The 25,408-nt window shown below is 58.5% G+C and carries 23 protein-coding genes; 10 read left to right on the forward strand and 13 right to left on the reverse strand.

All coding sequences use genetic code 11. From position 1 onward, the window contains the following. Positions 1-98: 98 nt before the first annotated feature. The 3 genes from E8L03_RS16355 to E8L03_RS16365 all read left to right on the forward strand — a co-directional run bounded on the left by E8L03_RS16355 (position 99) and on the right by E8L03_RS16365 (position 1,524). Positions 99-821: a structural protein gene (locus tag E8L03_RS16355; RefSeq protein ID WP_171267939.1), complete on the forward strand. Its 723-nt coding sequence runs from the start codon at positions 99-101 to the stop codon at positions 819-821. Then, entirely contained in the window at positions 818-1,210 is a 393-nt protein-coding gene (locus E8L03_RS16360) for a hypothetical protein (protein WP_171267940.1), read from the forward strand. Before E8L03_RS16355 ends, E8L03_RS16360 begins: the two co-directional genes overlap by 4 nt. Positions 1,211-1,311: 101 nt before the next feature. Continuing rightward, complete coding sequence (locus tag E8L03_RS16365) at positions 1,312-1,524, forward strand: hypothetical protein (RefSeq protein ID WP_171267941.1); 213 nt, start codon at positions 1,312-1,314, stop codon at positions 1,522-1,524. Between the two features lie 285 nt (positions 1,525-1,809). Here E8L03_RS16365 and E8L03_RS16370 read toward each other — a convergent pair whose 3' ends face one another. Next, on the reverse strand, positions 1,810-2,856 hold the full coding sequence (locus E8L03_RS16370; protein ID WP_171266644.1) for an IS481 family transposase: 1,047 nt from the start codon (positions 2,854-2,856) through the stop codon (positions 1,810-1,812). A gap of 550 nt (positions 2,857-3,406) precedes the next feature. Here E8L03_RS16370 and E8L03_RS16375 point away from each other — a divergent pair. Beyond that, complete coding sequence (locus tag E8L03_RS16375) at positions 3,407-3,667, forward strand: hypothetical protein (RefSeq protein ID WP_171267942.1); 261 nt, start codon at positions 3,407-3,409, stop codon at positions 3,665-3,667. A 967-nt stretch (positions 3,668-4,634) separates the two neighbouring features. Here the strand turns inward: E8L03_RS16375 and E8L03_RS16380 are convergent. Then, complete coding sequence (locus E8L03_RS16380) at positions 4,635-5,873, reverse strand: IS3 family transposase (RefSeq protein ID WP_171267943.1); 1,239 nt, start codon at positions 5,871-5,873, stop codon at positions 4,635-4,637. Positions 5,874-5,981: 108 nt separating this feature from the next. On the opposite strand from E8L03_RS16380, the gene E8L03_RS16385 reads away from it, so the two are divergent. After that, positions 5,982-6,185: a hypothetical protein gene (locus E8L03_RS16385; protein WP_171267944.1), complete on the forward strand. Its 204-nt coding sequence runs from the start codon at positions 5,982-5,984 to the stop codon at positions 6,183-6,185. A gap of 511 nt (positions 6,186-6,696) precedes the next feature. After that, positions 6,697-7,092 (forward strand): HNH endonuclease, encoded by a 396-nt coding sequence (locus E8L03_RS16390; protein WP_171267945.1) that lies wholly within the window; start codon positions 6,697-6,699, stop codon positions 7,090-7,092. 100 nt (positions 7,093-7,192) lie between these two features. Here E8L03_RS16390 and E8L03_RS16395 read toward each other — a convergent pair whose 3' ends face one another. The 3 genes from E8L03_RS16395 to hisH all read right to left on the reverse strand — a co-directional run bounded on the left by E8L03_RS16395 (position 7,193) and on the right by hisH (position 9,890). After that, the gene (locus E8L03_RS16395) at positions 7,193-8,239 is read right to left on the reverse strand and encodes an IS481 family transposase (RefSeq protein WP_171267946.1); all 1,047 of its coding nucleotides are present in this window, start codon (positions 8,237-8,239) and stop codon (positions 7,193-7,195) included. A 240-nt stretch (positions 8,240-8,479) separates the two neighbouring features. Next, on the reverse strand, positions 8,480-9,259 hold the full coding sequence (gene hisF, locus E8L03_RS16400) for an imidazole glycerol phosphate synthase subunit HisF (protein WP_171267947.1): 780 nt from the start codon (positions 9,257-9,259) through the stop codon (positions 8,480-8,482). Continuing rightward, positions 9,249-9,890, reverse strand: a complete 642-nt coding sequence (hisH, locus tag E8L03_RS16405; protein ID WP_144306356.1) for an imidazole glycerol phosphate synthase subunit HisH — start codon at positions 9,888-9,890, stop codon at positions 9,249-9,251. Before hisH ends, hisF begins: the two co-directional genes overlap by 11 nt. A 171-nt stretch (positions 9,891-10,061) precedes the next feature. Between hisH and E8L03_RS16410 the strand changes: the two genes are divergently transcribed. After that, positions 10,062-10,997, forward strand: coding sequence for a mechanosensitive ion channel family protein (locus E8L03_RS16410; RefSeq protein ID WP_144306357.1), 936 nt, complete (start codon positions 10,062-10,064; stop codon positions 10,995-10,997). 100 nt (positions 10,998-11,097) lie between these two features. Here E8L03_RS16410 and E8L03_RS16415 read toward each other — a convergent pair whose 3' ends face one another. From E8L03_RS16415 to E8L03_RS16430, 4 genes are all read right to left on the reverse strand, one after another. Continuing rightward, entirely contained in the window at positions 11,098-11,991 is an 894-nt protein-coding gene (locus E8L03_RS16415) for a hypothetical protein (RefSeq protein ID WP_144306358.1), read from the reverse strand. Between the two features lie 857 nt (positions 11,992-12,848). Beyond that, complete coding sequence (locus tag E8L03_RS16420; protein WP_171267948.1) at positions 12,849-13,895, reverse strand: IS481 family transposase; 1,047 nt, start codon at positions 13,893-13,895, stop codon at positions 12,849-12,851. 126 nt (positions 13,896-14,021) lie between these two features. Then, the gene (locus E8L03_RS16425; protein WP_171267949.1) at positions 14,022-14,870 is read right to left on the reverse strand and encodes a prepilin peptidase; all 849 of its coding nucleotides are present in this window, start codon (positions 14,868-14,870) and stop codon (positions 14,022-14,024) included. Beyond that, the gene (locus E8L03_RS16430; RefSeq protein ID WP_144307191.1) at positions 14,867-15,178 is read right to left on the reverse strand and encodes a hypothetical protein; all 312 of its coding nucleotides are present in this window, start codon (positions 15,176-15,178) and stop codon (positions 14,867-14,869) included. The genes E8L03_RS16425 and E8L03_RS16430 overlap by 4 nt, the downstream gene beginning before the upstream one ends. A 274-nt stretch (positions 15,179-15,452) precedes the next feature. Here E8L03_RS16430 and carB point away from each other — a divergent pair, with 274 nt between their 5' ends. Continuing rightward, positions 15,453-18,740: a carbamoyl-phosphate synthase large subunit gene (gene carB / locus E8L03_RS16435; RefSeq protein ID WP_171267950.1), complete on the forward strand. Its 3,288-nt coding sequence runs from the start codon at positions 15,453-15,455 to the stop codon at positions 18,738-18,740. 22 nt (positions 18,741-18,762) lie between these two features. Next, a complete protein-coding gene (gene purF, locus E8L03_RS16440; protein WP_144307193.1) occupies positions 18,763-20,166 on the forward strand; it encodes an amidophosphoribosyltransferase in 1,404 nt (467 codons plus the stop codon). Between the two features lie 285 nt (positions 20,167-20,451). Here the strand turns inward: purF and E8L03_RS16445 are convergent, their stop codons facing one another. The 4 genes from E8L03_RS16445 to E8L03_RS16460 form a co-directional block, all read right to left on the reverse strand. Then, a complete protein-coding gene (locus tag E8L03_RS16445) occupies positions 20,452-21,825 on the reverse strand; it encodes a PAS domain-containing sensor histidine kinase (RefSeq protein ID WP_171267951.1) in 1,374 nt (457 codons plus the stop codon). After that, positions 21,809-22,978, reverse strand: coding sequence for an alcohol dehydrogenase-like regulatory protein ErcA (gene ercA, locus E8L03_RS16450; RefSeq protein ID WP_144307195.1), 1,170 nt, complete (start codon positions 22,976-22,978; stop codon positions 21,809-21,811). The genes E8L03_RS16445 and ercA overlap by 17 nt, the downstream gene beginning before the upstream one ends. A 131-nt stretch (positions 22,979-23,109) precedes the next feature. Further along, positions 23,110-23,856 (reverse strand): purine nucleoside phosphorylase YfiH/LACC1 family protein, encoded by a 747-nt coding sequence (locus E8L03_RS16455; RefSeq protein ID WP_171267952.1) that lies wholly within the window; start codon positions 23,854-23,856, stop codon positions 23,110-23,112. Next, entirely contained in the window at positions 23,847-24,476 is a 630-nt protein-coding gene (locus E8L03_RS16460; protein WP_171267953.1) for a 5-formyltetrahydrofolate cyclo-ligase, read from the reverse strand. The genes E8L03_RS16455 and E8L03_RS16460 overlap by 10 nt, the downstream gene beginning before the upstream one ends. A 134-nt stretch (positions 24,477-24,610) precedes the next feature. Here E8L03_RS16460 and E8L03_RS16465 point away from each other — a divergent pair, with 134 nt between their 5' ends. Beyond that, complete coding sequence (locus tag E8L03_RS16465; RefSeq protein WP_171267954.1) at positions 24,611-25,309, forward strand: metallophosphoesterase family protein; 699 nt, start codon at positions 24,611-24,613, stop codon at positions 25,307-25,309. The last annotated feature ends 99 nt before the right edge of the window (positions 25,310-25,408 follow it).

Below are 25,408 nucleotides of genomic sequence, written 5' to 3' on the forward strand. Positions count from 1 at the left end.
GAAACCAGCCGGAACCGCTTCCCCGCGGTGTTCACAGCATGTCGCGGGTAACGTTGCGTTGCGACACAGCCATTCAACGCTACCCAAAGGAGCGAACCATGCCCGCGATAAACCTGAGCCCGCCACTGTTGACCGATAAAGATGAAAAAATCTATACGAAGAATCCGTTTGCGAAAAGGCGCTGGATAGCCAACCCCGGCGCGTGCGAGATTTGCCGCAAACGGGATGGCCATATGTACAACTACCATGATGTCCCAAAGCGGCCGCATCCGAACTGCAAGTGCCGGGTAGAGGCGGTGGAGGCAGAGCAAACGATACAGCAGTATGTACCTCCCGATAGAATTCCATGGCCGAATTATTCGGTGAACATCAGAGGGACTGCCATAATGATGACAGTTGGAGAAGGCGGCGATGCTTGTTTTCTGAGGTGTAATGTTTCAACAGCATGCATCCCTGAAAAACGCGTGGCAGATAATTTTATTAAGGGGAGGCAATACAATGGTGTATATAAGGCTACGTTGTTTGGGCCAGCAATTTCAGCGACGTTATTAGGAGGTACGACCTCTCAAATAGAGTTGTATCCGACATGTACATCATGTGACTATAAAACACCCCTGCATGCTATGGAAGGATGGGCAAATGTGCTTGTAGGAGGATGGGCGTTCGCGGGGAATGGGCATAGTGCAAGTATATTTACTCTGGGCGCTACAAAAAGTACGTCATGGAAAGGTCATCAAGATGGTGTTGAAGTCAGCATTGGGTGGTATGGTGGCTGGGGCTATATTGAATCTTATACATCGTTTGAGTGCGGGTATTCATGATGTGTAAAAGAGCAAAGTACAATGCAGCTGTTGGGCTTATAGCTGGGGTATATATTATTCCATGGCTCCTTGGGGACGCGTGGAACTACCTTGTTGGTCCTGTTCTGGCGATGTGGATAGGTGTTCTTTGGATTGTTGCGTCCAAATACGAGAACGACTCGAAAATTGCAGAGTTCATTGTTTGGTCGACATATATCCCAGGGATTTTTGAGTTCACGAAGTTTCATAAACTTTTCGGCTCGCTCCTGATCTTCTTTGGAGCTTTGTTTCTTTGTTTAAACTATCCAGAAATTGCAGGACTTGCGTTACTGTACAATGTGTATTGGTCGATACTGTACCTCGTTGCCATAATTGTTGTAGGCGGTTTTGTTGCTGCGTTGATTCTATAACAACTCTCGCTGCCGATGGGAGCGGACCAGTTTGCCCGATTGCGGCTCTGGCCTCTGCTCTCGTCATAGAGCTCACCGCGCTCGGCGCAGTGGGGAGCGTCGTGGCGATGGAAACGGCGCTGGGGCTTATCTGGGATGCGCTGCCGTATTTGCCGCCGGCGGCAGCGAGGTTTGTGCTGCAAAATGCGGACAAATTTAAGGATGGACTAGACTTCGCGGGGGGCTTCATGCCGGGATTTTCAGAGGGTCTGGGCGGCATACCAGCTTTTGTAAAAGAAGTGATATTCCGCTTGAACAATTCCTCTGAAGAATAGACTTAAAAAGGCAAGATAAGGTTCAAGATGGGAAATATGTACACAAAGAAAAGGAGCTACTGGGCATTAATGGGGGTTCCTTTCGCGTTGTATGGCGTGCTGATAATCATAGATCCGGTGTATTACAGTGGGAAGTTCCAGATGGTAATTGATCTCCATGGAATAAATTATATCCTGGGGCCACTGCTAATTGCTGTTGGATCAGTACTAATATGGCGTTTTTTTGTTCCCCAGAATGTACAGAGATAGTATTCACCTGACACTCCGCCCCTGGCGGGGTGATGGTTATGCTGCTTCTTCGATTGTTTCTGCCTCTGCCTCGTCGTTTACGATGCCGTCCAGGAACGCCTGGTAGGGCACTCGGCCGTTCATGCCGCGACCCTGGTGGGTGCGTTCCCGGTTATAGTGGTTCAGGTAACTATCCAAATCCTCTTGCATTTCCTCCACCGATTCGTACCACTTCTCGCGGCCCTTGATGCGGAAATGTTCGTCGAGCAGCGTCCGATGCAGCCGCTCCACGAAACCGTTGCTTTGCGGCCTCCGAACCTGTGTCGTGCGATGTTCAATACCTTCTAATTGCAGGAACAATTCGTACGGATGCCTGTCCGGTCGACCGCAAAACTCGCGACCATTGTCCGACAGAATCGTGGAGATGCGCGCGGCGTGCTCCTCGAAGAACGGCAGCACGTCTTCATTCAGCACGTGAACCGCGGTGACCGGCAGCTTGGTGGTGTAGAGTCGGCCCCAGGCGTAGCGGCTGTGGCAGTCGATAACAGACTGTAAATACACGCGTCCAACGCCTTTGAGCGTGCCCACGAAGAAGGTGTCCACGGCCACGAGGTCGCCGGTGTGGCGCGTCTCGATGTGTCGGTCGCGGAACTCGGGGCTGAAGCGCTCCAGAACGCGAATCTGCTCGTCCGAGAGTTCGAGGCGCTGCGCCCGCACGCTCTTCTCCAGCCGTAGCAGTCGCTCGTGTCGGGTGAGCAAGCCGTGCCGGCTCCAGACGCCGCGGACGCCGCCGGAGCTGACCTGAACGCCCTGCAGGACAAGCTGTTGGGCGACGCGGAGCGGGCCGTACGTGGGGTGGGCCAAGCAGTAGTCGAGGATTGCCTGCTCGACAGCCTCGTCAACGCGGTTGGGATGCGGGCCTCGCGGCCCGGGCAGACGATCCAGCAGGCCTTCAGCGCCGAAGGTCTGGTAATTGCGCCGGATTTCGTAGAATTGCTGCCTGGAATAGCCCATGATTTTGCAGGCTTTGCTGACGTTTCCCAGCTCGGTAGCCAGCTCTAGCAGACTCATCTTCCTTCGTGCTACTTTGCGTTTCGTGGTCATGGCGTTCTCCTCGCTGCGGGTTGGATGAAGCTTCGCAACTCCATCGATACCCAGCCAGGGACGGCATGACCACAACCTTTTGGTGGTCAGTGTCAGGTTATATCCATCTCAGTTCACCCAGAAGAAGCATATTTCAATTTTCACAACCATGATCTGCCCAAAATGCCAGACAACTTATCAGCCCGACAGAACTGAGCACTTGACCTGTTCCAAATGCGGCGGCGAGCTCGAACCCCTCGAAGGTTTCTACGAGCGGCATCCTGAGCTGAAGGATGAGTGAGCCCGCATATGAAGAAGGCGAATGCCCGGTTGGGGCGGTCGCCTTCATTTGTATGTTGGGACAGGTCGGGTCCTGAACCTGCGTTAGTGGATACAGAGGGTGGCACTCGAATTATATTGGCCCTATCAATGTGGTATGTAAATGAAAGTGATACATCTTAAGTATACTACGCTACTTATCGTCGTTATATACGCCATGTGTAGTCCGTTACTTCTTGGCGATGTGTGGCTATTTCCTGCTGGAGGAACAGGTGTCATATTAATTGGAGTCATGACTTTCTTTGCCGAACAATATCAAGATGAGTCAACCGTTGCTCGTTTTATCGCATGGAATATTGAAATGCGTGAACTTGGTGAGACGGGACATTGTAAGAAGTCAGCATTTTTTGAAGTAGCCTTGGGCGCCGGGCTCATTGCAGTTCGTTATGATGCAGTTTTAGAGATTGCCCAAAGTCTCAATGTGCCTTGGGTGTTGCTACCACTTTTCTCCATAGCCCTTGCCGGGATATTTGCTTTGGTATTGTCCCAGTGATTCTGATACAGAATGCGGCAGGCATGGTGTTTGATGGACGCATGTCTTCAGTCTTCTTGGCTATGATTGCGACGTGTGATGTCAAGGTAAGAAATTTGAAATACAATATACTATTGGCAGCTACTCTATGTCTGGTTTGGAGCCCAGTTGTCCCTGGTGATCAGTGGTTGCCGTTTACCTCAGCCACAGGAGCAATACTCATAGGTGTATTGTCATACTTTGCAGACCAGTACACGGACGTCTCCATGGTGGCACGTTTTTTGGTATGGAATGCAGATATGAGAGAGTGGTGGCGGGAAGAGGTGAACTATAGGAGAGAAGGTTGGTACGCGATCATATTTGGGATGCTGTTTATGGCTATACTTTATAGCCATGTCTTTGATCTCGCTGATAGCCTCGGCATCCATTGGGTTATTCTCCCTCTCTCGTCGTTTGCGTTGGCAGGATGCTTTGCTTTAATATTACGTCACTAAAGTAGGTACGTTGTCGGAATGCGGACATTCATGATGCCAAAAAATGCAAAGTATAATGTAGCAGCTATGACTATTACTGGAATATATCTTATCCAGTGGCTCCTTGGGGATGAGTAGAACTGCTTTGTTGGTCCTGTTCTGGCGATGTGCATAGGTATTCTTTGAATTATTGCGTCCAAATACGAGAACGACTCGAGAATTGCAGAGTTCATTGTTTGGTCGACATATCTCCCAAGAATTTTTGAGTTCACGAAATTACATAAACTTTTCGGCTTGCTCCTGATCTTCTTTGGGGTTTTGTTTCTTGGTTTAAATTATCACGAGATTGCAGGGCTTGCGTTACTGTACAATGTGTATTGGTCGATACTGTACCTCGTTGCCATAATTGTTGTAGGCGGTTTTGTTGCTGCGTTGATTCTATAACAACTCTCGCTGCCGATGGGAGCGGACCAGTTTGCCCGATTGCGGCTCTGGCCTCTGTGGTGTTGCCCCCGCTAAATCGGACACTCGGCTGTTGCCATAGAGCGGATGAACTCGCGAGGAGATTTCATCCGCAACCCCTTGTGGGGATGCCTCTCGTTGTAATCTTCGATCCAGTCCGCCAGCTGTCCGAACACCGTCACGGCATCCGGCCTGTCGCTTATGCGCACGTAATCACGCTTGAACGTGTTCACGAACGCTTCGGCAATGCCGTTGCTCTCCGGGCTCCTGACGGGCGTGAACCGGCTCTCCAGGCCCAGCCACGAGGCGAACTCCACCGTGTCTTTCGCCGTGTAGCATGAGCCGTTGTCCGAAAGCCATTGCACCGGGCGGGGAGTTCGATTTGTCCCGAACCGCTTCTCGACGCACTCCAGCATCAGGTCCTGGATCATCGAGCTGGAAATGCCCCGGCTCGACGCCATATGGCCGATGACTTCCCTGTCGCAGCAATCAATGGCGAACGCCACCCTGACCGCCTCGCCATTGGCGCAGGACACTTCGAAGACGTCGGAACTCCAGCGCAGGTTGCTGCGCAGCGTAATTACCTTGCCGTCATGGGCGCGCGTCGGCCGCTTGCCGGAATGCCGCGTCAGCAGAAGTCCATGAAGGCGCATGATGCGGTAAACGCGTTTGTGATTCACGCGAGGCTGGCCCAACTCAACCAGGCGTCGATTGAGCACGGCGCAAACCCGCCTGTAGCCGTACGTGAGACGATCGTCGATGATGTCGCGAATGAGCGGCAGCAGCGCTTCATCTTCTGCCTTGGAATAGCGAGGCGGCCTCACCTTTGGCTGGGCGCCGACGCGCTCCACAAGCCTGGACCGGGAAACGCCCATGGCGTCTGCAACGCGCGTCATGGGGTATCGTCCTCGAAGGGCAATGGCGTGCGCGAGATCAGTTTTTTTTTCGCGCGCAATCTCGATGGCCTCCTTGAGGATCTCCACTTCCATCGTCTTCTTGCCCAGAAGGCGCTCGAGATCGCGGATGCGCTTCTTCATGGCCCGCGCTTCGGCTGCCGAAACAACCGTGTCGTTGGCCTCGATGGCTTTCCTGCCGCCCTCGCTCATGAGCTTCCTCCAGCGGAAAAGGAGATTGGGGGCGATGCCGTGCTTGCGGGCCACGTAGGAGACGCTCATGCCTGGCTGCGACGACTCCTCGACGATCCGCAACTTCTCGGTCAGTGCCCAGCGCCGGCGCTGGACACTGTGCACCACCTCTACCGTCGGATACTCGTTAGCACTATGTCTAGACATGCCTCCAGACCTACCTCTTCGGTATGCCGAGGTGTCCGGTCGAAACGGGGGCTACTCCACTCTGCTCTCGTCATAGAGCTCACCGCGCTCGGCGCAGTGGGGAGCGTCGTGGCGATGGAAACGGCGCTGGGGCTTATCTGGGATGCGCTGCCGTATTTGCCGCCGGCGGCAGCGAGGTTTGTGCTGCAAAACGCGGACAAGTTTAACCCGGTGCTTGATCTTGCGGGCGGATTCATGCCGGGTGTGCCTGAGGGGCTGGGGGGCATCCCCGCTTTTATCACAAAGTTAGTCGAAATGATCGAAGAACATTAAGAAATAGAAGTTTGACCTATCCTAGATCTAGAGAGGGTGCACCTGTATGCGCTTTAGTACCATGCCAGTAGGGAACAGATATTTCATATGGATTGGGATCCCGTGTATATTATTTGGCCTCGCTGTCTTGCTTGTACCACTATTTTATAGCAGGCAATATGGCCTTGTAATAGATCTCCGCGGAGCAAATTATTTATTGGGACCCCTATGTATAGTTGTCGGGGCAATATGCACACGGTCATACTTTCGCGTCAGAAATAAGCATATTTCTGCTACCCAACCTATGATGTGTGTCCAATGCCAAACGCCTTATCTGCCGGATGGAACAGAACGACTCATATGCCCCAAGTGCGGCGGCAAGCTCGAACCCATCGAAGGCTTCTACGAACGGCACTCAGAGCTGAAGGATGAGTGAGGGCGCGGAGTGAGATGGTGGCTATGTTTCGTGATGTGTAGAGCTTCCACGATCATCTGTTGAGCAATAGGTGGGTTGCCAATGGTTCCTAAACACATGAAAGAAGAGTACGAGCGCTATATTTCAAGCTTGAAATGGAAACAAAAACGGGAAAAGGCAATAGAAGGAACATTTTGTGATGGAAAATATTGGTGCCAACGCTGTGGTTGGGACTTTGACAAAAGTAAACTAGAGGTCCATCACCTCAATTATGATAGCTTTGGTAAAGAAGACACTTGCGATCTAGCTGTGGTATGCATTCGATGCCACGAGAAATTAGATAAAAGTCGTGCAGAAAAGGCCCGCACAAAAAGCGATAATGCTCTCTATGAAGCCCAACTAGATGGATGGGCAACGAAAGTATATGGAGAGAACTGGCAAGACTATAACGATATTGACTCAATAGCACAAGAGTTTGAAGAATTTCTAGAGTCAAAAAACGAGTATTGGTGACCTTAAGGCTATTATTTCCTTATATGAGCGCATGATTTACGATGTCCTATTTGTACAGAGATAGTATTCACCTGACACTCCGCCCCTGGCGGGGTGATGGTTATGCTGCTTCTTCGATTGTTTCTGCCTCTGCCTCGTCGTTTACGATGCCGTCCAGGAACGCCTGGTAGGGCACTCGGCCGTTCATGCCGCGACCCTGGTGGGTGCGTTCCCGGTTATAGTGGTTCAGGTAACTATCCAAATCCTCTTGCATTTCCTCCACCGATTCGTACCACTTCTCGCGGCCCTTGATGCGGAAATGTTCGTCGAGCAGCGTCCGATGCAGCCGCTCCACGAAACCGTTGCTTTGCGGCCTCCGAACCTGTGTCGTGCGATGTTCAATACCTTCTAATTGCAGGAACAATTCGTACGGATGCCTGTCCGGTCGACCGCAAAACTCGCGACCATTGTCCGACAGAATCGTGGAGATGCGCGCGGCGTGCTCCTCGAAGAACGGCAGCACGTCCTCATTGAGCACGTGAACCGCGGTAACCGGCAACTTGGTGGTGTAGAGTCGGCCCCAGGCATAGCGGCTGTGGCAGTCGATAACCGACTGCAAATACACGCGTCCAACGCCCTTGAGCGTGCCCACGAAGAAGGTGTCCACGGCCACAAGATCGCCGGTGTGACGCGTCTCGATGTGCCGGTCACGAAACTCGGGACTGAAGCGCTCCAGGACGCGGATTTGTTCGTCCGAGAGCTCCAAACGCTGCTCTCGCACGCTCTTCTCCAGCCGCAGCAACCGCTCGTGGCGTGTGAGCAAGCCGTGCCGGCTCCAGACGCCGCGGACACCGCCGGAGCTGACCTGGACGCCTTGCAGGACAAGCTGTTGGGCGACGCGGAGCGGCCCGTGCGTGGGGTGAGCCAAGCAGTAGTCGAGAATGGCCTGCTCGACAGCCTCGTCGACGCGGTTGGGGTGCGGGCCTCGCGGCCCGGGCAGGCGGTCCAATAGACCTTCGGCGCCGAAGGTCTGGTAGTTGCGCCGGATCTCGTAGAACTGCTGCCTGGAATAGCCCATGATTTTGCACGCTTTGCTGACGTTGCCCAATTCAGTGGCCAGCTCTAGCAGACTCATCTTCCTTCGTGCTACTTTGCGTTTCGTGGTCATGGCGTTCTCCTCGAAAGGGTTCGTGAAGCTTCGCAACTCCATCGATACCCAGCCAGGGACGGCATGACCACAACCTTTTGGTGGCCCAGGTGTCAGGTTATATCCATCTCAGTTCATTAAGGCTATTATTTCCTTATATGAGCGCATGATTTACGATGTCCTATTATAATAAAAGGCGACCGCCCCATCGGGACGGCCGCCTTCATTTCGTTTCAGCTCCCAGCAAAAACAATCAGCCCGCTACCAGACCATGCGCATCTTCACGCCCTGGGCCGCGATCTCCTTCTTGATCTGCGGGATGGTGTACTCGCCGTAGTGCACGATGGAGGCGATGAGCGCGGCTGTGGCCTTGCCCTTGATCAGGGCGTCGGCCATGTGCTGCGGGTTGCCGGCCCCGCCCGAGGCGATGACCGGAATGGACACGCTCTCCACGATGAGCCGGGTCAGGTTCAGCTCGTAGCCGTCCTTGGTGCCGTCGGCGTCGATGGAGTTGAGGCAGATCTCGCCGGCGCCGAGCGCCTCGCCGGTCTTGGCCCACTCCACGGCGTCCAGGCCCGTGTACTTGCGGCCGCCGTGAACCACGATCTCGTAGCCCGAGGGGATCTGCTCGGACTTCTCCACCTGCTTGACGTCCATGCCCAGGACCACGCACTGCGCGCCAAAGGCCGCGGCGCCTTGGCTGATCACATCCGGGTTCTTCACGGCGCCGGAGTTCACGCTGACCTTTTCGGCGCCGGCCAGCAGCACGGCGCGCATGTCCTCCAGGGTGTTGATGCCGCCGCCCACGGAGAAGGGGATGAAGATCTTGGAGGCGACCTCGTTGACCACGTCCAGGAAGATCTTGCGCTCCTCGTGCGAGGCCGTGATGTCGTAGAACACGATCTCGTCGGCGCCTTCCTCGTAGTAGATGCGCGCGGACTCCACGGGATCGCCGATGTCCACATTGCCCTTGAACTTGATGCCCTTGGTGAGACGGCCGTTCCGCACGTCCAGGCAGGGGATAATGCGTTTACTCAGCACGGGCTTCCTCCTGGCAGTAGCGGTAGAAGTTCTTCAGCACCTGCAGGCCGGGTCTGCCGGATTTCTCCGGGTGGAACTGCGTGGCCCAGAGTCCGGGACCGCCGTGCACGGAGCAGAAGGTCAGTCCGTAGCGGGTGGTGCCGATCACGTACTTTTCCTTGGGGTTGGGGAAGTAGGAGTGGACAAAGTAGAACTCGGAGTCCGGGTCCACGCCGTCGAACAGCACGCAGTCCTTGACCAGGTTCACCTTGTTCCAGCCCATGTGCGGGATGCGGATGGGGTCGCCGCTCTCGTCCTTCATGGTCGGCTGGAACATGACGCACTCGCCGGGCACGATGCCGAGCGCTTCCGTGTCGTTCTCCACCGAGTAGTCCAGCAGGATCTGGCAGCCAACGCAGATGCCGAGGAGCGGCTTGTCCGCGGCCACGTGGTCCTTGATGACCTGGTCCAGGCCTGTGGCGAGGAGCTCGTCCATGGCCGAGCCGGCTGCGCCCACGCCGGGAAAGATCAGGCCCTTGGCCTCGGCGATCTTCTCCGGGTCGGCGGTAATGATGTTGGGTATTTCGAGATGATCCAGGGCCCGGCGAACACTGGTCTGGTTGCCGGCCTTGTATTCCAGAATGGCAAGCATGGGATTCCTCCGGATAAAGCGCCCGGAGCGCAAGGGGCTCCGGAATGGAAAGGTACGTAACAAGGCTTTCGCCGCCGCGCAAGCTTGCCTTGGGGTTTGTCTTTGGTATGCTGTTAAAAATACCCTGCCCTTGTGAATCGTTTTTACGCATCAACCAAAAGGACGCGTCCCATGAACGAAGATATCCAACAACAGGCCCAGGTAGCCGTTGACATGCTGCAGAAGTACTGGGAACAGAGCATGGCCTGGATCGTCTCCGGCGGCCTGCGCATTCTCGTCATCATCATCCTGCTCATCATCACGCTCAAGATCGTGGGCATGATCACGCGGCGTGTGTTCCAGCGCATCGGCAAGGGGCGCGACTCCGAGTACCTCAAGCGCGTGGAGACCACCCGCGGCATCATCTCCTTCACGCTCAAGGTGGCGCTGCTCGTCGTGGCGCTGCTCATGATCCTCGGGGAGATGGGCATCGACCTCGGCCCCATCCTTGCCGCAGCCGGTGTTATCGGCCTGGCCGTCAGCTTCGGCGCGCAGAACCTCGTACAGGACTTCATCAGCGGCTTCTTCATGCTGCTGGAGGATCAGGTCCGCGTGGGCGACGTGGTTCAGACCCTGGGCAAGTCCGGCGTGGTGGAACGCATTACCCTGCGCCTCATCGTGCTGCGCGACCTATCGGGCAACGTGCACTTCATCCGCAACGGCCAGATCGATGTGGTCACCAACATGACCAAGGGCTACTCCTACTACGTGTTCGACCTGGGCGTGGCCTACCGCGAGGACGTGGACGACGTCGTCGAGGTCATCAAGGCCGTGGACGAAGACATGCGGGGGGACGACGCCTACAACCGCGACATCCTCGCACCCATCGAGATCCTGGGCCTGGACAAGTTCGGCGACTCGGCCGTGATCATCCGCGCGCGCACCCGAACCAGACCCGGCTCCCAATGGATCATCGGCCGCGAGTTCAACAAACGGCTCAAAAAAGCCTTTGACGAACACGGCATCGAAATCCCCTTCCCGCACATCACCCTGTACCCGGGCGTGGACAAGGAAGGCAAAGCGCCTGCGCTGCATGTGATGGAGGCGGGCGAAGGGAAAGCCAAATGATGGAGTTATGAACCGTAACAGGAACTGGTAAGCAAAATTGTATAGTTGCAATATATTGGCGGTGTAGCCAGAAGAGGAGGTGTTTTAGAGTGGTGGGTGCTCATTCCAAAGTTGAGCAAGTTCGCTCCAGGTCGTGGATCTTTGAGTCAATAATAGTTTCCTTTAAGCTCTCGGACCATAGCATCCCTGGCATTGGGCTATACAAATATCCGAGTTGCTTTTGAACAAGCCCTAATCTATCTTGATTGCCAAAAACTTCACTATAACTTATTTCAAGCTTGTTGTCATTAATGTACTTGTATATACAATCTGAAACAGCAGTGAGGACAAGAGGTTGTACATTTTTACTTTGATTGATCTCGTAAAGTTCGTTTGAAGTATGCTTATACAATGAGTTCTGTAGAGAATGCATTAGCTTACAATAAGAAGAAAAATTAGAGAATTTCTTAGACTTAATTGTTCTATAGGCTTGGGCATAATACTCACCATCGAGCTGCTTCATTTGGTCCATGATGAGCCTGTAGTTGGCTAATCCGACAGCGCCTTTTATAACTTCATTATAGATTGGAGAAGATTCTCGTAGTCTGCTCGTGGCGTCTTTTGTGAAGCTATCAGCTAGAATGTTGAATTGATAAGATAACTCTCTTGCAGCTCTCAAAAAATTGTATACAACACGAATTTCATCACGCGTATCCGGAATATGCACAAGGTCTTTTCCTAGGACTTGCTGTGCAAGTAGCCGGCTGTGAATATAGTATACAAATAATGCTCTTGGTTCTAGTTCTTCAACAATAACTTGATTTAATGTTCGAGGAGTCCACAATTGTTTTTGTTCGTTTTGGTCGATGATGTGAATGTACATGTCAATACTGCTATCATTTTTAAAGAAAGGTATTTTCCCTTCTATTCGAGTAACAGTGTATGCGGTGCTTGGGTCAAAATCTTCTACTGTAATTGTCAACGCCTTTTCTAGTTCTCCAGCATCGCCGTTCACGAGTATTTCAATTTTATTGCCATCGACTTTTAGCTGATCTACAATTATTGAGCAACTTATATCCGATAGATCTATAGACGATGAAGATGAAGAGGTGTGTACCTCTAGTGTGGCAGCAAACGTATTATTTGCAAGGATAGAAATGCATATGGAAAAAATAAAGAGAATTGGTAGACACTTATTTGGGAACATAAAGCCCTCCCAAAAAAGTCACTGAAGAGTTGATGGAAAATTGAGAGAAATCTAGTAGAAATTTAATTCGATCAGGGACATTTACTCCTACGCATTGAGTCCCTTCACCAAGATACGTTAACCTACATGTATAGCCAAAAATGAGTGTCAGCAAAGATAAGAATGTTAACGCGAGAAGATCAAAAGAAATATTTCGGGGATGCCCTCTTTCTTTAGAGAGGTACATGCTTAGATATAGCGGTATGAGTATGCTTATAAACGTATCCCAGTTAGACCAAAGGTATTCTTGATCAGTTACTAACAGCGGGACGATAGTGTCAAAGGCGATGCTGTAGGATTCCTTAAGTACTGAGTTTTCGCAAAGTCCGAGGAATGGACCAGTTAAATATAGGCATGCCGAAAGCAAAATAATAAAGTAGAAGAAAATGAAGAGCTTAAGAGGTTTCATACTTCCCCCACACGTTACTTTATGTTATCAATATACTAGGGAGGATAGAAAAAGCAAGCTCACGATGAAATTTAGTTGGAAAACGACACGGGGCAGTGCATTTTATCGCGGGCAGTATAAAGATAGAGGAACGATAGTTCGCGAGGTTGAAGGGAAAGTTGGTAAGTTTGTACAGAGATAGTATTCACCTGACACTCCGCCCCTGGCGGGGTGATGGTTACGCTGCTTCTTCGATTACTTCTGCCTCTGCCTCGCCGGTTACGATGCCGTCCAGGAACGCTTGGTAGGGCACTCGGCCGTCCATGCCGCGGCCCTGATGGGTGCGTTCCCGGTTGTAGTGGTTCAGGTAACTGTCCAGATCCTCTTGCATTTCCTCCACCGATTCGTACCACTTCTCGCGGCCCTTGATGCGGAAATGCTCGTCGAGCAATGTCCGATGCAACCGCTCCACAAAGCCGTTGCTCTGCGGCCGGCGAACCTGCGTTGTCCGGTGCTCAATCCCTTCTAATTGCAAGAACAATTCGTACGGATGCTTGTCCGGGCGACCGCAGAACTCGCGACCGTTGTCCGAGAGAATCGTCGAAATGCGCGCGATGTGCTCCTCGAAGAACGGCAGCACGTCCTCATTGAGCACGTGAACCGCGGTAACCGGCAACTTGGTGGTGTAGAGTCGGCCCCAGGCATAGCGGCTGTGGCAGTCGATAACCGACTGCAAATACACGCGTCCAACGCCCTTGAGCGTGCCCACGAAGAAGGTGTCCACGGCCACGAGGTCGCCGGTGTGACGCGTCTCGATGTGCCGGTCGCGAAACTCGGGACTGAAGCGCTCCAGGACGCGGATTTGTTCGTCCGAGAGCTCCAAACGCTGCTCTCGCACGCTCTTCTCCAGCCGCAGCAACCGCTCGTGGCGTGTGAGCAAGCCGTGCCGGCTCCAGACGCCGCGGACACCGCCGGAGCTGACCTGGACGCCTTGCAGGACAAGCTGTTGGGCGACGCGGAGCGGCCCGTGCGTGGGGTGAGCCAAGCAGTAGTCGAGGATGGCCTGCTCGACAGCCTCGTCGACGCGGTTGGGGTGCGGGCCTCGCGGCCCGGGCAGGCGGTCCAATAGACCTTCGGCGCCGAAGGTCTGGTAGTTGCGCCGGATCTCGTAGAACTGCTGCCTGGAATAGCCCATGATTTTGCACGCTTTGCTGACGTTGCCCAATTCAGTGGCCAGCTCTAGCAGACTCATCTTCCTTCGTGCTACTTTGCGTTTCGTGGTCATGGCGTTCTCCTCGAAAGGGTTCGTGAAGCTTCGCAACTCCATCGATACCCAGCCAGGGACGGCATGACCACAACCTTTTGGTGGCCCAGGTGTCAGGTTATATCCATCTCAGTTCAGTAAGTTCGCTTACATCCCCCCACCCAGGTACGCCCAGTACCAATCCCCGAACAGCACGTAGAGCATGCCGCCCAGGCTCAGGAACGGGCCGAAGGGCACCATGGTCGGTTCTTCGGACTGGTTCATCCGGTTGTACACGATGTAGCCGAAGATGGCGGTGACGCCGGCGGCGAGCAGGACGAAGGGCAGCGAGGCCCAGCCGCTCCACGCGCCAAGCAGGAGCATGAGCTTAATGTCGCCCGTGCCCAGGCCTTCCATGCCCTTCAGCTTACGGTAGAGGAACTGCAGCAGCCAGAAGAGGCCGCCGCCGATGGCTGCGCCGACGAGCGACTCCGTGAGGGTGGGCCAGCCCAGGGCCGGCCGCAGCACGAAGTACGCCCCGGCCAGGGCCAGCACGGCGCCCGGCAGGGTCAGGATATCGGGCAGGATATAGGAGTCGAAGTCGATGAAGCTGGCCACGATGAGGATGCCGCCGATGACCATGTGCACGCCGAAGACGCCCAGGGACCATTCCCAGCCGGTGGAGTAGGCGGCGGTGGTCAGGTGCAGGGGGAACTTCAGGGCCAGGCCAAAGGCCCAGAGCCCGGAGACGAGCTCCACCAGGGGGTAGCGCCAGCTGATGGGCTTGGCGCAGGCGCGGCACCTGCCACGCAGAATAAGGAAGGAAACGACGGGGATGTTCTCCCACCAGGCGAGCGGGTGGTCGCATTTGGGGCATTTGGAGCCGGGAAAGACAATAGACTCGCCGCTCAGGTAGCGGTGCACGCAGACGTTGTAGAACGATCCGAGCAGCAGGCCGAGGAAGAAGGCCAGGCCCGGGTAGACGTGGTCCAGTATCTCCAGAGTCGCAGGGCTCATGCCGTGTCGTCTCCCTGGTTGGCGGCGCGTTTCGCGTCGTAGTAGTCGCCAATTTTGTCAAGCAGCTTGATGCCCCGCCGCCAGAGCTTGAGCCCCACCAGCCACCAGAGCAGGAAGGCCACGCCGCCGACCACGGCGAGGACGGCGTACTCCATCTGGCCGCGGATTCCCGTGACGAGCACAATGAGGATGGTCAGCCGATAGGCCAGCCAGACGTAGACGATGATCGCGACGAGCATGGCGATGAGCAATGCGCCGGACACGATGTTCTCGGTGATGCGGTAGCGATTCGACGAAGGCGTGGTCACATTTGCTCCATATCCAGAATGGGTTGCGTCGTCGCACCTAGTGGTGGCACAAGGACCGCGGGCTGGCAAGGGAATTCGGTTGCCAGCCGGAGCACGGCGGTATACATCGGGGACGTCCGACTTCACAGCGGTGCGGGCAGCCTCAGGACCGCCGGGAACAGCCGTGACACGGGGCTTTTCGAACCGCTTGCCCGCCGCGGCCGGATGACGTATCCAGTGAAATTCCTTAACGACGCCCTCAACCGCAAGACTTTTTCCCATTTTTGTACAGCCTATGCCCAAGCGCACCGACATCCACAAGATTATGCTCATTGGCTCAGGGCCCATTGTCATCGGACAGGCCTGTGAGTTCGACTACTCCGGCACTCAGGCCTGCAAGGCCCTTCGGGAGGAGGGGTACGAGGTCATCCTCGTCAACTCCAACCCGGCGACCATCATGACGGACCCGGGAACGGCGGACCGCACCTACGTGGAGCCGATCACGCCCGAGGTGGTCGCCCAGATCATAGAAAAAGAGCGACCGGACGCACTGCTGCCCACCCTGGGCGGACAGACCGGCCTGAACACGGCCGTGGCCGTGGCCGAAGCCGGCGTTCTCGACAAGTTCGGGGTGGAGCTCATCGGCGCCGACCTCCAGGCCATCCAGCGCGCCGAGAGCCGCGAGCAGTTCCGCGCCGCCATGGCCGACATCGGCCTGGCCGTGCCCAAGTCCATTTTTGCCCGCAACATGGACGACGTGAAACGCGCCGGTCGGGAAATACCCTTCCCCATCATCATCCGGCCCGCCTTCACCCTGGGCGGCACCGGCGGCGGCGTAGCCTACAACCAGGAAGATCTGGAGCTCATCGCCTCCCAGGGCCTTGCCGCCTCGCTGACCCACGAGGTCATGCTGGAGGAGTCCAGGCTGGGCTGGAAGGAGTACGAGCTGGAGGTGATGCGCGACAAGAACAACAACTGCGTCATCATCTGCTCCATCGAGAACCTGGACCCAATGGGCGTGCACACGGGCGACTCCATCACCGTGGCCCCGGCCCAGACCCTGTCCGACCGCGAGTACCAGATGATGCGCGATGCATCTATCGCGATCATGGGCATCATCGGCGTGGAGACCGGCGGGTCCAACGTCCAGTTCGCCATCAACCCGGACAACGGCGACATGGTGGTCATCGAGATGAACCCCCGCGTGTCGCGCTCCTCGGCCCTGGCCTCCAAGGCCACGGGCTTCCCCATCGCCAAGATCGCAGCCAAGCTCGCCGTGGGTTACACCCTGGACGAGATTCCCAACGACATCACGCGGGAGACCATGGCCTCCTTCGAGCCGACCATCGACTACGTGGTCACCAAGATCCCGCGCTTCACCTTCGAGAAGTTCCCCGGCGCACAGGATGTGCTCACCACCTCCATGAAGAGTGTGGGCGAGGCCATGTCCATCGGCCGGACATTCAAGGAATCGCTGCAGAAGGGCCTGCGCTCCCTGGAGACCGGCATGCCCGGCCTGGGCAAGGAGTTCGACATCCTTGGCCGCGAGATGACGGATGAGGAACGCGCCGCCAGGAAGGACGAGCTGCTTACCGCCATCCGCACGCCCAACTCCAGGCGCCTCTACCAGATCCGCGAGGCCTTGATCACAGGCGCCAGCGTGGAGGAGATCTACGCAAGCACCTGGATCGATCCGTGGTTTCTGCGCCAGATCGAGGAGATCGTGCAGTTCGAGGAAGAGCTGCGTCAGTTCGGGCTGAACAAGCTGATTTCGCCGGAAGACGCCGAGCTCGCCCCCATCCTGCGCAAGGCCAAGGAGATGGGCTTCTCCGACCGCCAGCTCGCTTCGCTCTGGCGGCGCAAGTCAGGCGATATCCGCGACCTGCGCAAGGAGATGGGCATCGAGCCCACCTACTACCTTGTGGACACCTGCGCCGCGGAGTTCGAGGCCTACACCCCGTACTACTACTCCACGTACGAGTCGGGCGAGGAACTGAACACCGGCGCGAACAAGAAGATCGTCATCCTGGGCGGCGGCCCCAACCGCATCGGCCAGGGCATCGAGTTCGACTACTGCTGCTGCCACGCCTCCTTCGCGCTCAAGGACATGGGCGTGGACTCCGTCATGGTCAACTCCAATCCGGAGACCGTGTCCACGGACTACGACACCTCGGACCGCCTCTACTTCGAGCCGCTGACCTACGAAGATGTGATGAACATCATCGAGAACGAGCAGCCGGACGGCGTCATCGTTCAGTTCGGCGGTCAGACTCCGCTGAACCTCGCCGTGCCGCTCATGCGCGCCGGCGTGCCCATCATCGGCACCTCGCCGGACTCCATTGACCGCGCCGAGGATCGCGAGCGTTTCCAGGCGCTGATCAAGAAGCTGGGGCTGCGCCAGCCGCCCAACGGCCTGGCCTACAGCGTGGAGGGCGCGCGCGCCATTGCCAAGGAGATTGGCTACCCCGTGGTGGTCCGGCCCGGCTACGTGCTCGGCGGCCGCGCCATGGAGATCGTCTACTCCGACAGCGAGCTGGACCGTTACTTCGAGGAGGCGCTGCACGTCTCCGGCGGCCTCGCCAAGAAGGACAACCCCATCCTGGTGGACAAGTTCCTGGAGAACGCCATCGAGATCGACGTGGACGCCCTGTCCGACGGCGTTGACACCTATGTGGCAGGCATTATGGAACACATCGAGGAAGCCGGCATCCACTCCGGCGACTCGGCCTGCGTGCTGCCGCCGCACACCATCCCGGACCATCTGGTCAAGGAGATCGAGCGCCAGACCGCGGCCCTGGCCGAGGAGCTGCGGGTGGTGGGGCTGATGAACATCCAGTTCGCCATCAAAGACGGCGAGATTTACATCATCGAGGTCAACCCCCGCGCCAGCCGCACGGCGCCGTTCGTCTCCAAGGCCACCAACGTGCCCCTGCCGCGTCTGGCCACGCGCATCATGCTGGGCGAGAAGCTCAAGGATCTGGACCCCTGGTCCATGCGCCGCGGCGGCTACGTCTCGGTCAAGGAGTCGGTGCTGCCGTTCAACCGCTTCCCGGGCGTGGATGTGCTGCTCGGACCCGAGATGCGCTCCACCGGCGAGGTCATGGGCGTGGACGAGACATTCGGTCTGGCCTTCCTCAAGAGCCAGCTCGCCGCCGGGTACACCCTGCCGGAGCGCGGCAAGGTTTTCGTCTCGGTCAACGAGCGCGACAAGACGCCGGCCGCTGTAGAGGTGGTGCGGATGTTCGCCGGCCTGGGCTTCGAGCTCATCGCAACCCGGGGTACGGCCGCGTTCCTCAACGAGAACGGCGTGGAAGCCGAGACGGTGCTCAAGGTGCACGAGGGACGCCCCAACATCGTGGACCAGATCAAGAACAACGAGATTGCACTCGTCATCAATACCGCGTCTGGCCGGAAGACGGTCCACGACTCCGTGGTCCTGCGCCGGGCAACGCTGCTCTACAACATCCCCTACGCCACCACGGTGGCCGGCGCGCGGGCCATGGCCCACGCCGTGCAGGAACGCCAGGGCAGGGGATACACGGTCACCAGCCTGCAGGAGCATTACGGACAGGCCGGGTCCTAGCCACTACGAGAGAAACGACGTCATGAAGAAGGAATACTGCGGCCTCTTTGCCATCCACGACCACCAAGAAGCTGCGCGCATGGCCTACTTCGGCCTGTATGCGCAGCAGCACCGCGGCCAGGAATCGGCCGGCATCGTCACCTGGGACGGCGAGACCATCCGCGAGCAGAAGGGCATGGGCCTCGTGCCCGAGGTCTTCAACGAGCGCCATCTGGGCAAGGAACTCAAGGGCCGTATCGCCGTGGGCCACATCCGCTACTCCACCACGGGCGCGTCGCTTATCCGCAACGCCCAGCCCTTCCTCGTCCGCTTCGGCGACATGCAGCTCGCCGTGGCGCACAACGGCAACCTGACCAACACCGTGGAGCTGCGCCAGCGGATGGAGGCCGAGGGTTCCATCTTCCAGACCACCATCGACTCCGAGCTGTTCACCCATCTCATAGCCAAGAACTACGGGAAGATGAGCATCGAGGAGGCGGTCAGCGCGGCCTGCGCCGAGGTCAAGGGCGCCTACAGTCTCATCCTGCTGTGCAACAACAAGCTCATCGCGGTGAAGGACCCCCACGGCTTCCGGCCGCTGGCCCTGGGCCGTGTGGGCGACTCCTACGTCATCGCCTCCGAGACCTGCGCCTTTGATCTGCTGGAAGCCGAGATGCTCCGCGCCATCGAGCCCGGCGAGATGCTGGTCATCGAGGATAAGTGCGTGAAGTCCTACCAGCTTGCCGAGCTGGCTCCCAGACGGCAGTGCATCTTCGAGCTCGTCTACTTTGCCCGTCCGGACTCCATCGTTTTCCAGGAGACCGTGTACGACTGCCGCAAGAAGATGGGCAAGGCCCTGGCGCGGGAAGCGCCTGTGGAGGCCGACTACGTGATGCCCTTCCCGGACTCGGGTATGTACGCGGCTGTGGGCTACGCCCAGGAGTCCGGCATCCCCTACGAGACGGCGATGATTCGCAACCACTACGTGGGCCGTACCTTTATCCAGCCCTCGCAGGACATGCGCGATTTCAGCGTGCGCGTGAAGATCAACCCGGTGAAGTCGCTCATCAAGGGTAAGAAGATCCTTATCGTGGACGACTCCATCGTGCGCGGCACCACCATCCGCACCCGCGTGAAGAAGCTGCGGGAGCTGGGCGCGACCGAGATCCACATGCGCGTCTCCTGCCCGCCCATCCGCTTCCCCTGCTTCTACGGCATCGACTTCTCGTCCAAAGGCGAGCTCATCGCCGCCTATAACGACATCGACGAGATCGCCCGCTTCATCGGTCTGGACAGCCTGCACTATCTGTCCATCGAAGGTCTTCTCGGTTCGGTCGCCAAGCCGGACGACTACTGCCTGGCGTGCTTCACCGGCGAGTACCCGGTGCCGCCGTGCAAGGGCCAGGGCAAGATGTGCCTGGAGAACGACGTCGCCCTGTCCTGGTAGGCGCTCGAACCTCATCAAATACAAGTACACACGGCCGGCGTATCCAGAAGCGCGGTCCGCCAGATGCAACAGGTTGCAAGGCGGATTGTGCGCAGGGTGCGCCGGCTGTTTTGCGTCCGGCGGCCCGGCATCCATGTATGGGAAGGAAGATGCCCGAGGCGGCTGTCGCGCCAGGGCTGGGGATGGACGATTCGGCCGGGTCACGGCGCGTGATGGACATCGCCGAAGCCTGGCCGCGTGTGCTCTTGTGTTGCGTAGGGAGATGGCCCGGATGTTTGCCGCGCCCTAGGCGGTCATGTCGCCAGCCTTGCGGCTTCCGTTGGCGACCGCTGGCAGCACCACATGGAAGGTGGCGCCGTGTCCGAGCTCGGACTCCGCCCAGATGGACCCGCCGTAGTGCTCCACGATCTCCCGGCAGATGGACAACCCCAGGCCGGTCCCGCGCTCCACGCCGTCGGGCAGGGTGTCGTCACGCTTGGCTTGGTGGAAGGTATCGAAGATGGCGGAGAGCTCGTGCTTCGGGATGCCGGGGCCGGTATCCGCAACAGAAAGCCGAACGGCGCCGCCGTTGTGCTCCTCCCGCGTCCGCAGCCGCACCGTGCCGCCCGGCGAGAACTTTACGGCGTTGTCGAGCAGGTTGATGAGCACCTGCATGATCCTGTCCGGATCGGCCTCGATCAGCGGCGTGTTGAGGTTGATATCCAGCTCCACACGGCATCGTTTGGCCTTGGCTCGGAAGCGCACAGCCTCCTCTGCCCGCTCCGCCAGGGTGGCGAAGTCGAATACCTCGTCCTTCCACACGGTGGTGCCGGACTCGATCTTGGAGATGTCCAGGAGGTCGGAGATGAGCCGCGTGAGCCGCCTGGTCTCCTCGTGGATGATGCCGAGGTTCTCGCTGATGCGTTTCGCCCGCAGGTTGGTCTTGGCGGACTCGGCGGCGTTGCCCAGGAAGGATCGCTTGAAGTCCCTGTCGATGATCTTGGCAAAGCCCTGAATGGCGGTCAGGGGGGTGCGCAGGTCGTGCGACACGGCCGAGAGGAAGTTGGACTTCAGGGCGTCGAGCTGGGTGAGCCGCCGGTTGGCCTCCTCCAGTTCCCTGGCCTTGGCCTCCAGATCCAGGGTGCGCTCCTCCACAAGCTCTTCCAGACGGCGGTTCATGGCAGCCAGCTCGTCTTCCGTGCGCTTGCGGTCGGTGATGTCCCTGGCCACGGCGACCACGTATGTTTCGTCGCCCATGCGCACGATGCGCAGGGAGAACTCCACCGGGATGATCTCGCCCCCGCGCTCCAGCTCTGTCTCGATGGCGTCCAGCAGCCGGCTTGTGTCTCCGGCCTTGGCCAGGCGCGCGTCTATCTGCTCTTCGGTGATGGGCTGCAGGATGGATGAGAACGGGCTGCCCGTGATCTCCTCCTCGGGCCGTTGCAGCAGCTGGGAGGCCGAGACGTTGCAGTCCACCACCAGGCCGTCTTCGGCCGAGGCGAGGAAAATGGCCTCGTTGGTCTGGTCCAGCAGCGCGCGGAACCGTTCGAGCTCGAAGATGCGGCTCTGCAGCTCGGGGTAGTAGCTCTTGCGGATGGAACGTTCGCCCAGCCCGATAAGCTTGTCCCGTAGCGCATCCGGTGAGTCTGGAGGAGATTTGCCGTCAGAGCGCCTGTGCATAGATCGCCTCGAGCTCTTCAGGGGTCACCGCGACCGGGTTGGTCGCCAGGCAGGGATCATGGAATGCGTGCTGGGCCAGGGAGGTGAGGTCCTCGGCCTTCACGCCGAGGTCCGCAAGGCGCTGTGTGATGCCGGCCTTGCGTTTGAGCCGCTGCACGGCCTCCAGCACGGCCTCTTTCTTCGCGTCGGGCTCCATGTCGTCGGTGATTGCGGCGCCCATGGCCTTGCCGACCTCAATGTATCGCATCTGCGCCGAGGAGAAGTTGAAGTCGATGACGTAGTCCAGCAGCACGGCGTTGCAGACCCCGTGGGGCAGGTCCAGAAGGCCGCCCAGGCTGTGGGCCATGGCGTGCACGGCGCCAAGGATGGCGTTGGAAAAGGCGATGCCTGCGTAGAGGGAGCCGAGCATCATGCCGGCGCGGGCCTCCAGGTCGCTGCCGCGTTCCAGGGCCGCGGGCAGGGAGTGCGTGATGCGTCGCACCGCCTCCAGGGCGAAGAGGTCCGTGATGGGCGAGTTGGCGTTGGACACGTACGCCTCGATGGCGTGTGTCAGGGCGTCCATGCCGGTGTGCGCCGTCAGATTTCTGTCCATGGTCATGGTCAGGGCGGGATCGATGAGCGCCACGTCCGGCACCACGCTTTTGGAGACGATGGCGATCTTCGCGTTGTGCGCGCTGTCCGTGATGATGGCGAACTGGGAGACGTCGGCCGAACTGCCCGCCGTGGTGGGGATGCAGACCATGGGTGGGCCGGGATTAGGCACGGCGTCCACGCCTTCGAAATCGAGAATGTGCTGCTGGTTGGAATGGACAATGCCCACCCCTTTGGCCAGGTCGAGGACGCTGCCGCCGCCCACGGCTACGATGGAGTCGCAGCCCTCCTGCTCGTAGCGGGCCGCTCCGGCCATCACCTGCGTGTCGCGCGGGTTGGGGGAGACGTCCACGAACATCGAGTACCCGAGGCCGTACTCCTCAAGGCTCTTGCAGACATGGTCTGTCCAACCGCTGGACATGACGCCCGGGTCGCTGATGACGAGGGACTTTCTGGCGCTGAGGTTGTGAACGTATCGCCCGGCCAGGGAAGCGGCTCCGTGGCCGAAGATGAACTCCGGAGCAACGAACTTGCGCAGGTCAAGCAGTGTTTCGGCGACCATGGCGTCCTTCCTTGTGAGGTGAGGCTGGCTGGATTATCGGACGACAGTCTCCATACAAAAAAACTGTACCAATTCATTCTGGAAAAGCAAAGTTCGAATAATCAGATGCCCTTTGTCACTCCTGCCATGTATTACGACAGCCAGATCAGATTTGCGTGCCGGCCGCTGGTGCGCGCTGCTCTATAGGAAAAGAAAGTACGTGGCAGGGAAAAGGTGCAGAGGTCGATGGCGTAGATGTTGTCGGCCGGGACTCCCGCTGTCACAAGCTGGTCGTGCGTCAGCTTCCATAGGTTCACACGCATGGTGTTGCGATCCACATAGGGCTCGAATGCGGGGCCGAACTCTGCGTCAAAGTTGGTGAACTCGCTGGCCGAGGGCCCCAGGGACGGTCCTCTGACCGCGGCAAGGCTGTCCGGGGAGACGCCGTAGTGGTCGCACAGGGCGGCCACGGCCGAGAGCGGGAGCTCCTGGGCGTTGCCGCGCCAGCCCACGTGGAGCGCGGCCACGAAGGCGCCGCCGCGGTGGGCGATGAGCACGGGCTGGCAGTCTGCGGTCTTGATGACCAGGGCGCGGCCCGGCTCCGCCGTGGTCAGGCCGTCGGCCTCGGCCTCGCCGTCCGCCTCGATGTCGCCGGGCGGCGGGTCCAGCAGGATATCCACCCCGTGCACCTGCTTTGCCTCGACCCAGTGGGTGAAGCCGAGTCGTTTTTGCAGGGCCATGCGGTTGGCGCGCACGGCCGCCGGATCGTCCCCCACGGTGAAGGAGATGTTGCCCGCGTCAAAGGGGTCCATGCTCGCGCCGCCTTCGCGCGTCTGGAAGAAGCAGCCCACCCGGTCCGCGAGTCCCGGAAAGGCAAACGGAATGCCGGTCACGTCCATATCAGTTCCTTGTCGCTCGCAACGGCGGCTACGGGCCGGTCCCAGCCGTCCACGGGCAGGGAGCGGACTACCTGGAAGTCGAAGGCGAGGCCGATGGCGAGGCTTTTCGTGTACGGTTGGGAGACGAGCAGGCGGTCGTAGTAGCCGCCGCCCTGGCCCAGGCGGAAGCCGCGGCGGTCGAAGGCCAGGGCCGGGACCACGATGAGGTCCACGCGCTCCGGCTCCACCGGGCTGCAGGTCGTGGGGTCGGGCTCCGGGATGGAGTAGAGCCCAGGCGCGAGGTCGTGCTGCGAGCGAACGCAGGCCAGCTCCATTTCGCCGGGAGTTGCAGGCAGGCAGCGCGGCAGCAGCACGGTTTTTTGCTCCTGCCAGGCTGATTGCAGCAGCAGGTCCGTGGCCGTCTCGCCGCGGCAGCCCACATAGAGCAGCACGGTCTGGGCCTCGCGCCAGTGCCGCAGGTCCAGGATGTGCTCCTGGGCGCGCCGGCTCTTGGCTGCGGACTGCTCTGCTGGCAGGGAGGCGCGCATGGCCCGGAATCGCTGACGCAGCTCATCCTTGCCGATCGTGCCGGAAACAGAGGACGCGTGTGCGCCGGGGGGACCGAAGCTGCGCGATGCCATGCACCCTGTGTAGCACGGTGTGGCGCAGGAGAAAACCGGGCCGAATCCTTGCCAAGTTGCCGGCGCTTTGGGAAAATCAAGAATGGTCCGACAACAATCCGGCCCCTGAACCGGAATCGCACAAGGAGCGAGGCATGAGCGGCACGAGCGAGTACATATTCGTTGGAGTGGGAGACGTGCACGACAATGTGGACATGCTGGCGCGCATCCCGGAGCTGAAAGACGCCTACGGGATCATCGTCAGCGGCGACCTGACCAACGGCGGCGGACCGGCCCAGGCCGGCAACGTGCTGAACGCCGTGCGTTCGGCCAACCCCTACGTCTTTGCGCAGCTCGGCAACATGGACAAGCCGGAGGTAAACGGCTTTCTGGAGAAGCAGGGCGTGAACATCCATGCCCAGGCGCGGCCCCTGTTGAAGGACGGTGATGCGCCGGCCGGAACACGGCCCGGCATTCTCGGCGTAGGCATGTCCAACTACACGCCGTTCGGCACGCCGTCCGAGGTTTCGGACGCGCAGCTCGGCGAATGGCTGGACGCGGCTTACGCCAAGGCCGACGGCTTCGACCCCTTGCTGCTGGTGGTGCACAATCCGCCGGTCAACACCAAAACGGACGTGGCCGGCGGCGGCCACGTGGGCAGCCAGACCGTACGCGCCTTTCTGGAGCGGACGCAGCCGCCGGTCTGCCTGACCGGGCACATCCACGAGTCCATGGCCGAGGACTTCGTGGGCAAGACCAAGGTCATCAATCCGGGCGCGCTCCGCGGCGGCGGTTACGTGCTCATCACTGTCTCGGGCAACGGCATCGAGGCCGAATTGAAGCAGGTGCGCTGAGTACGCTTTCTACCTGTCCAGTGGTGCTGCCGCCTGCCGCGCTCACCGAAAGAAGGCACCACGCAAAAAACCGCCCGGCTCCTGAGTTGCAGAAGCCGG

It is taken from the genome of Oceanidesulfovibrio marinus (assembly GCF_013085545.1).
GTDB classification, from domain to species: domain Bacteria; phylum Desulfobacterota; class Desulfovibrionia; order Desulfovibrionales; family Desulfovibrionaceae; genus Oceanidesulfovibrio; species Oceanidesulfovibrio marinus.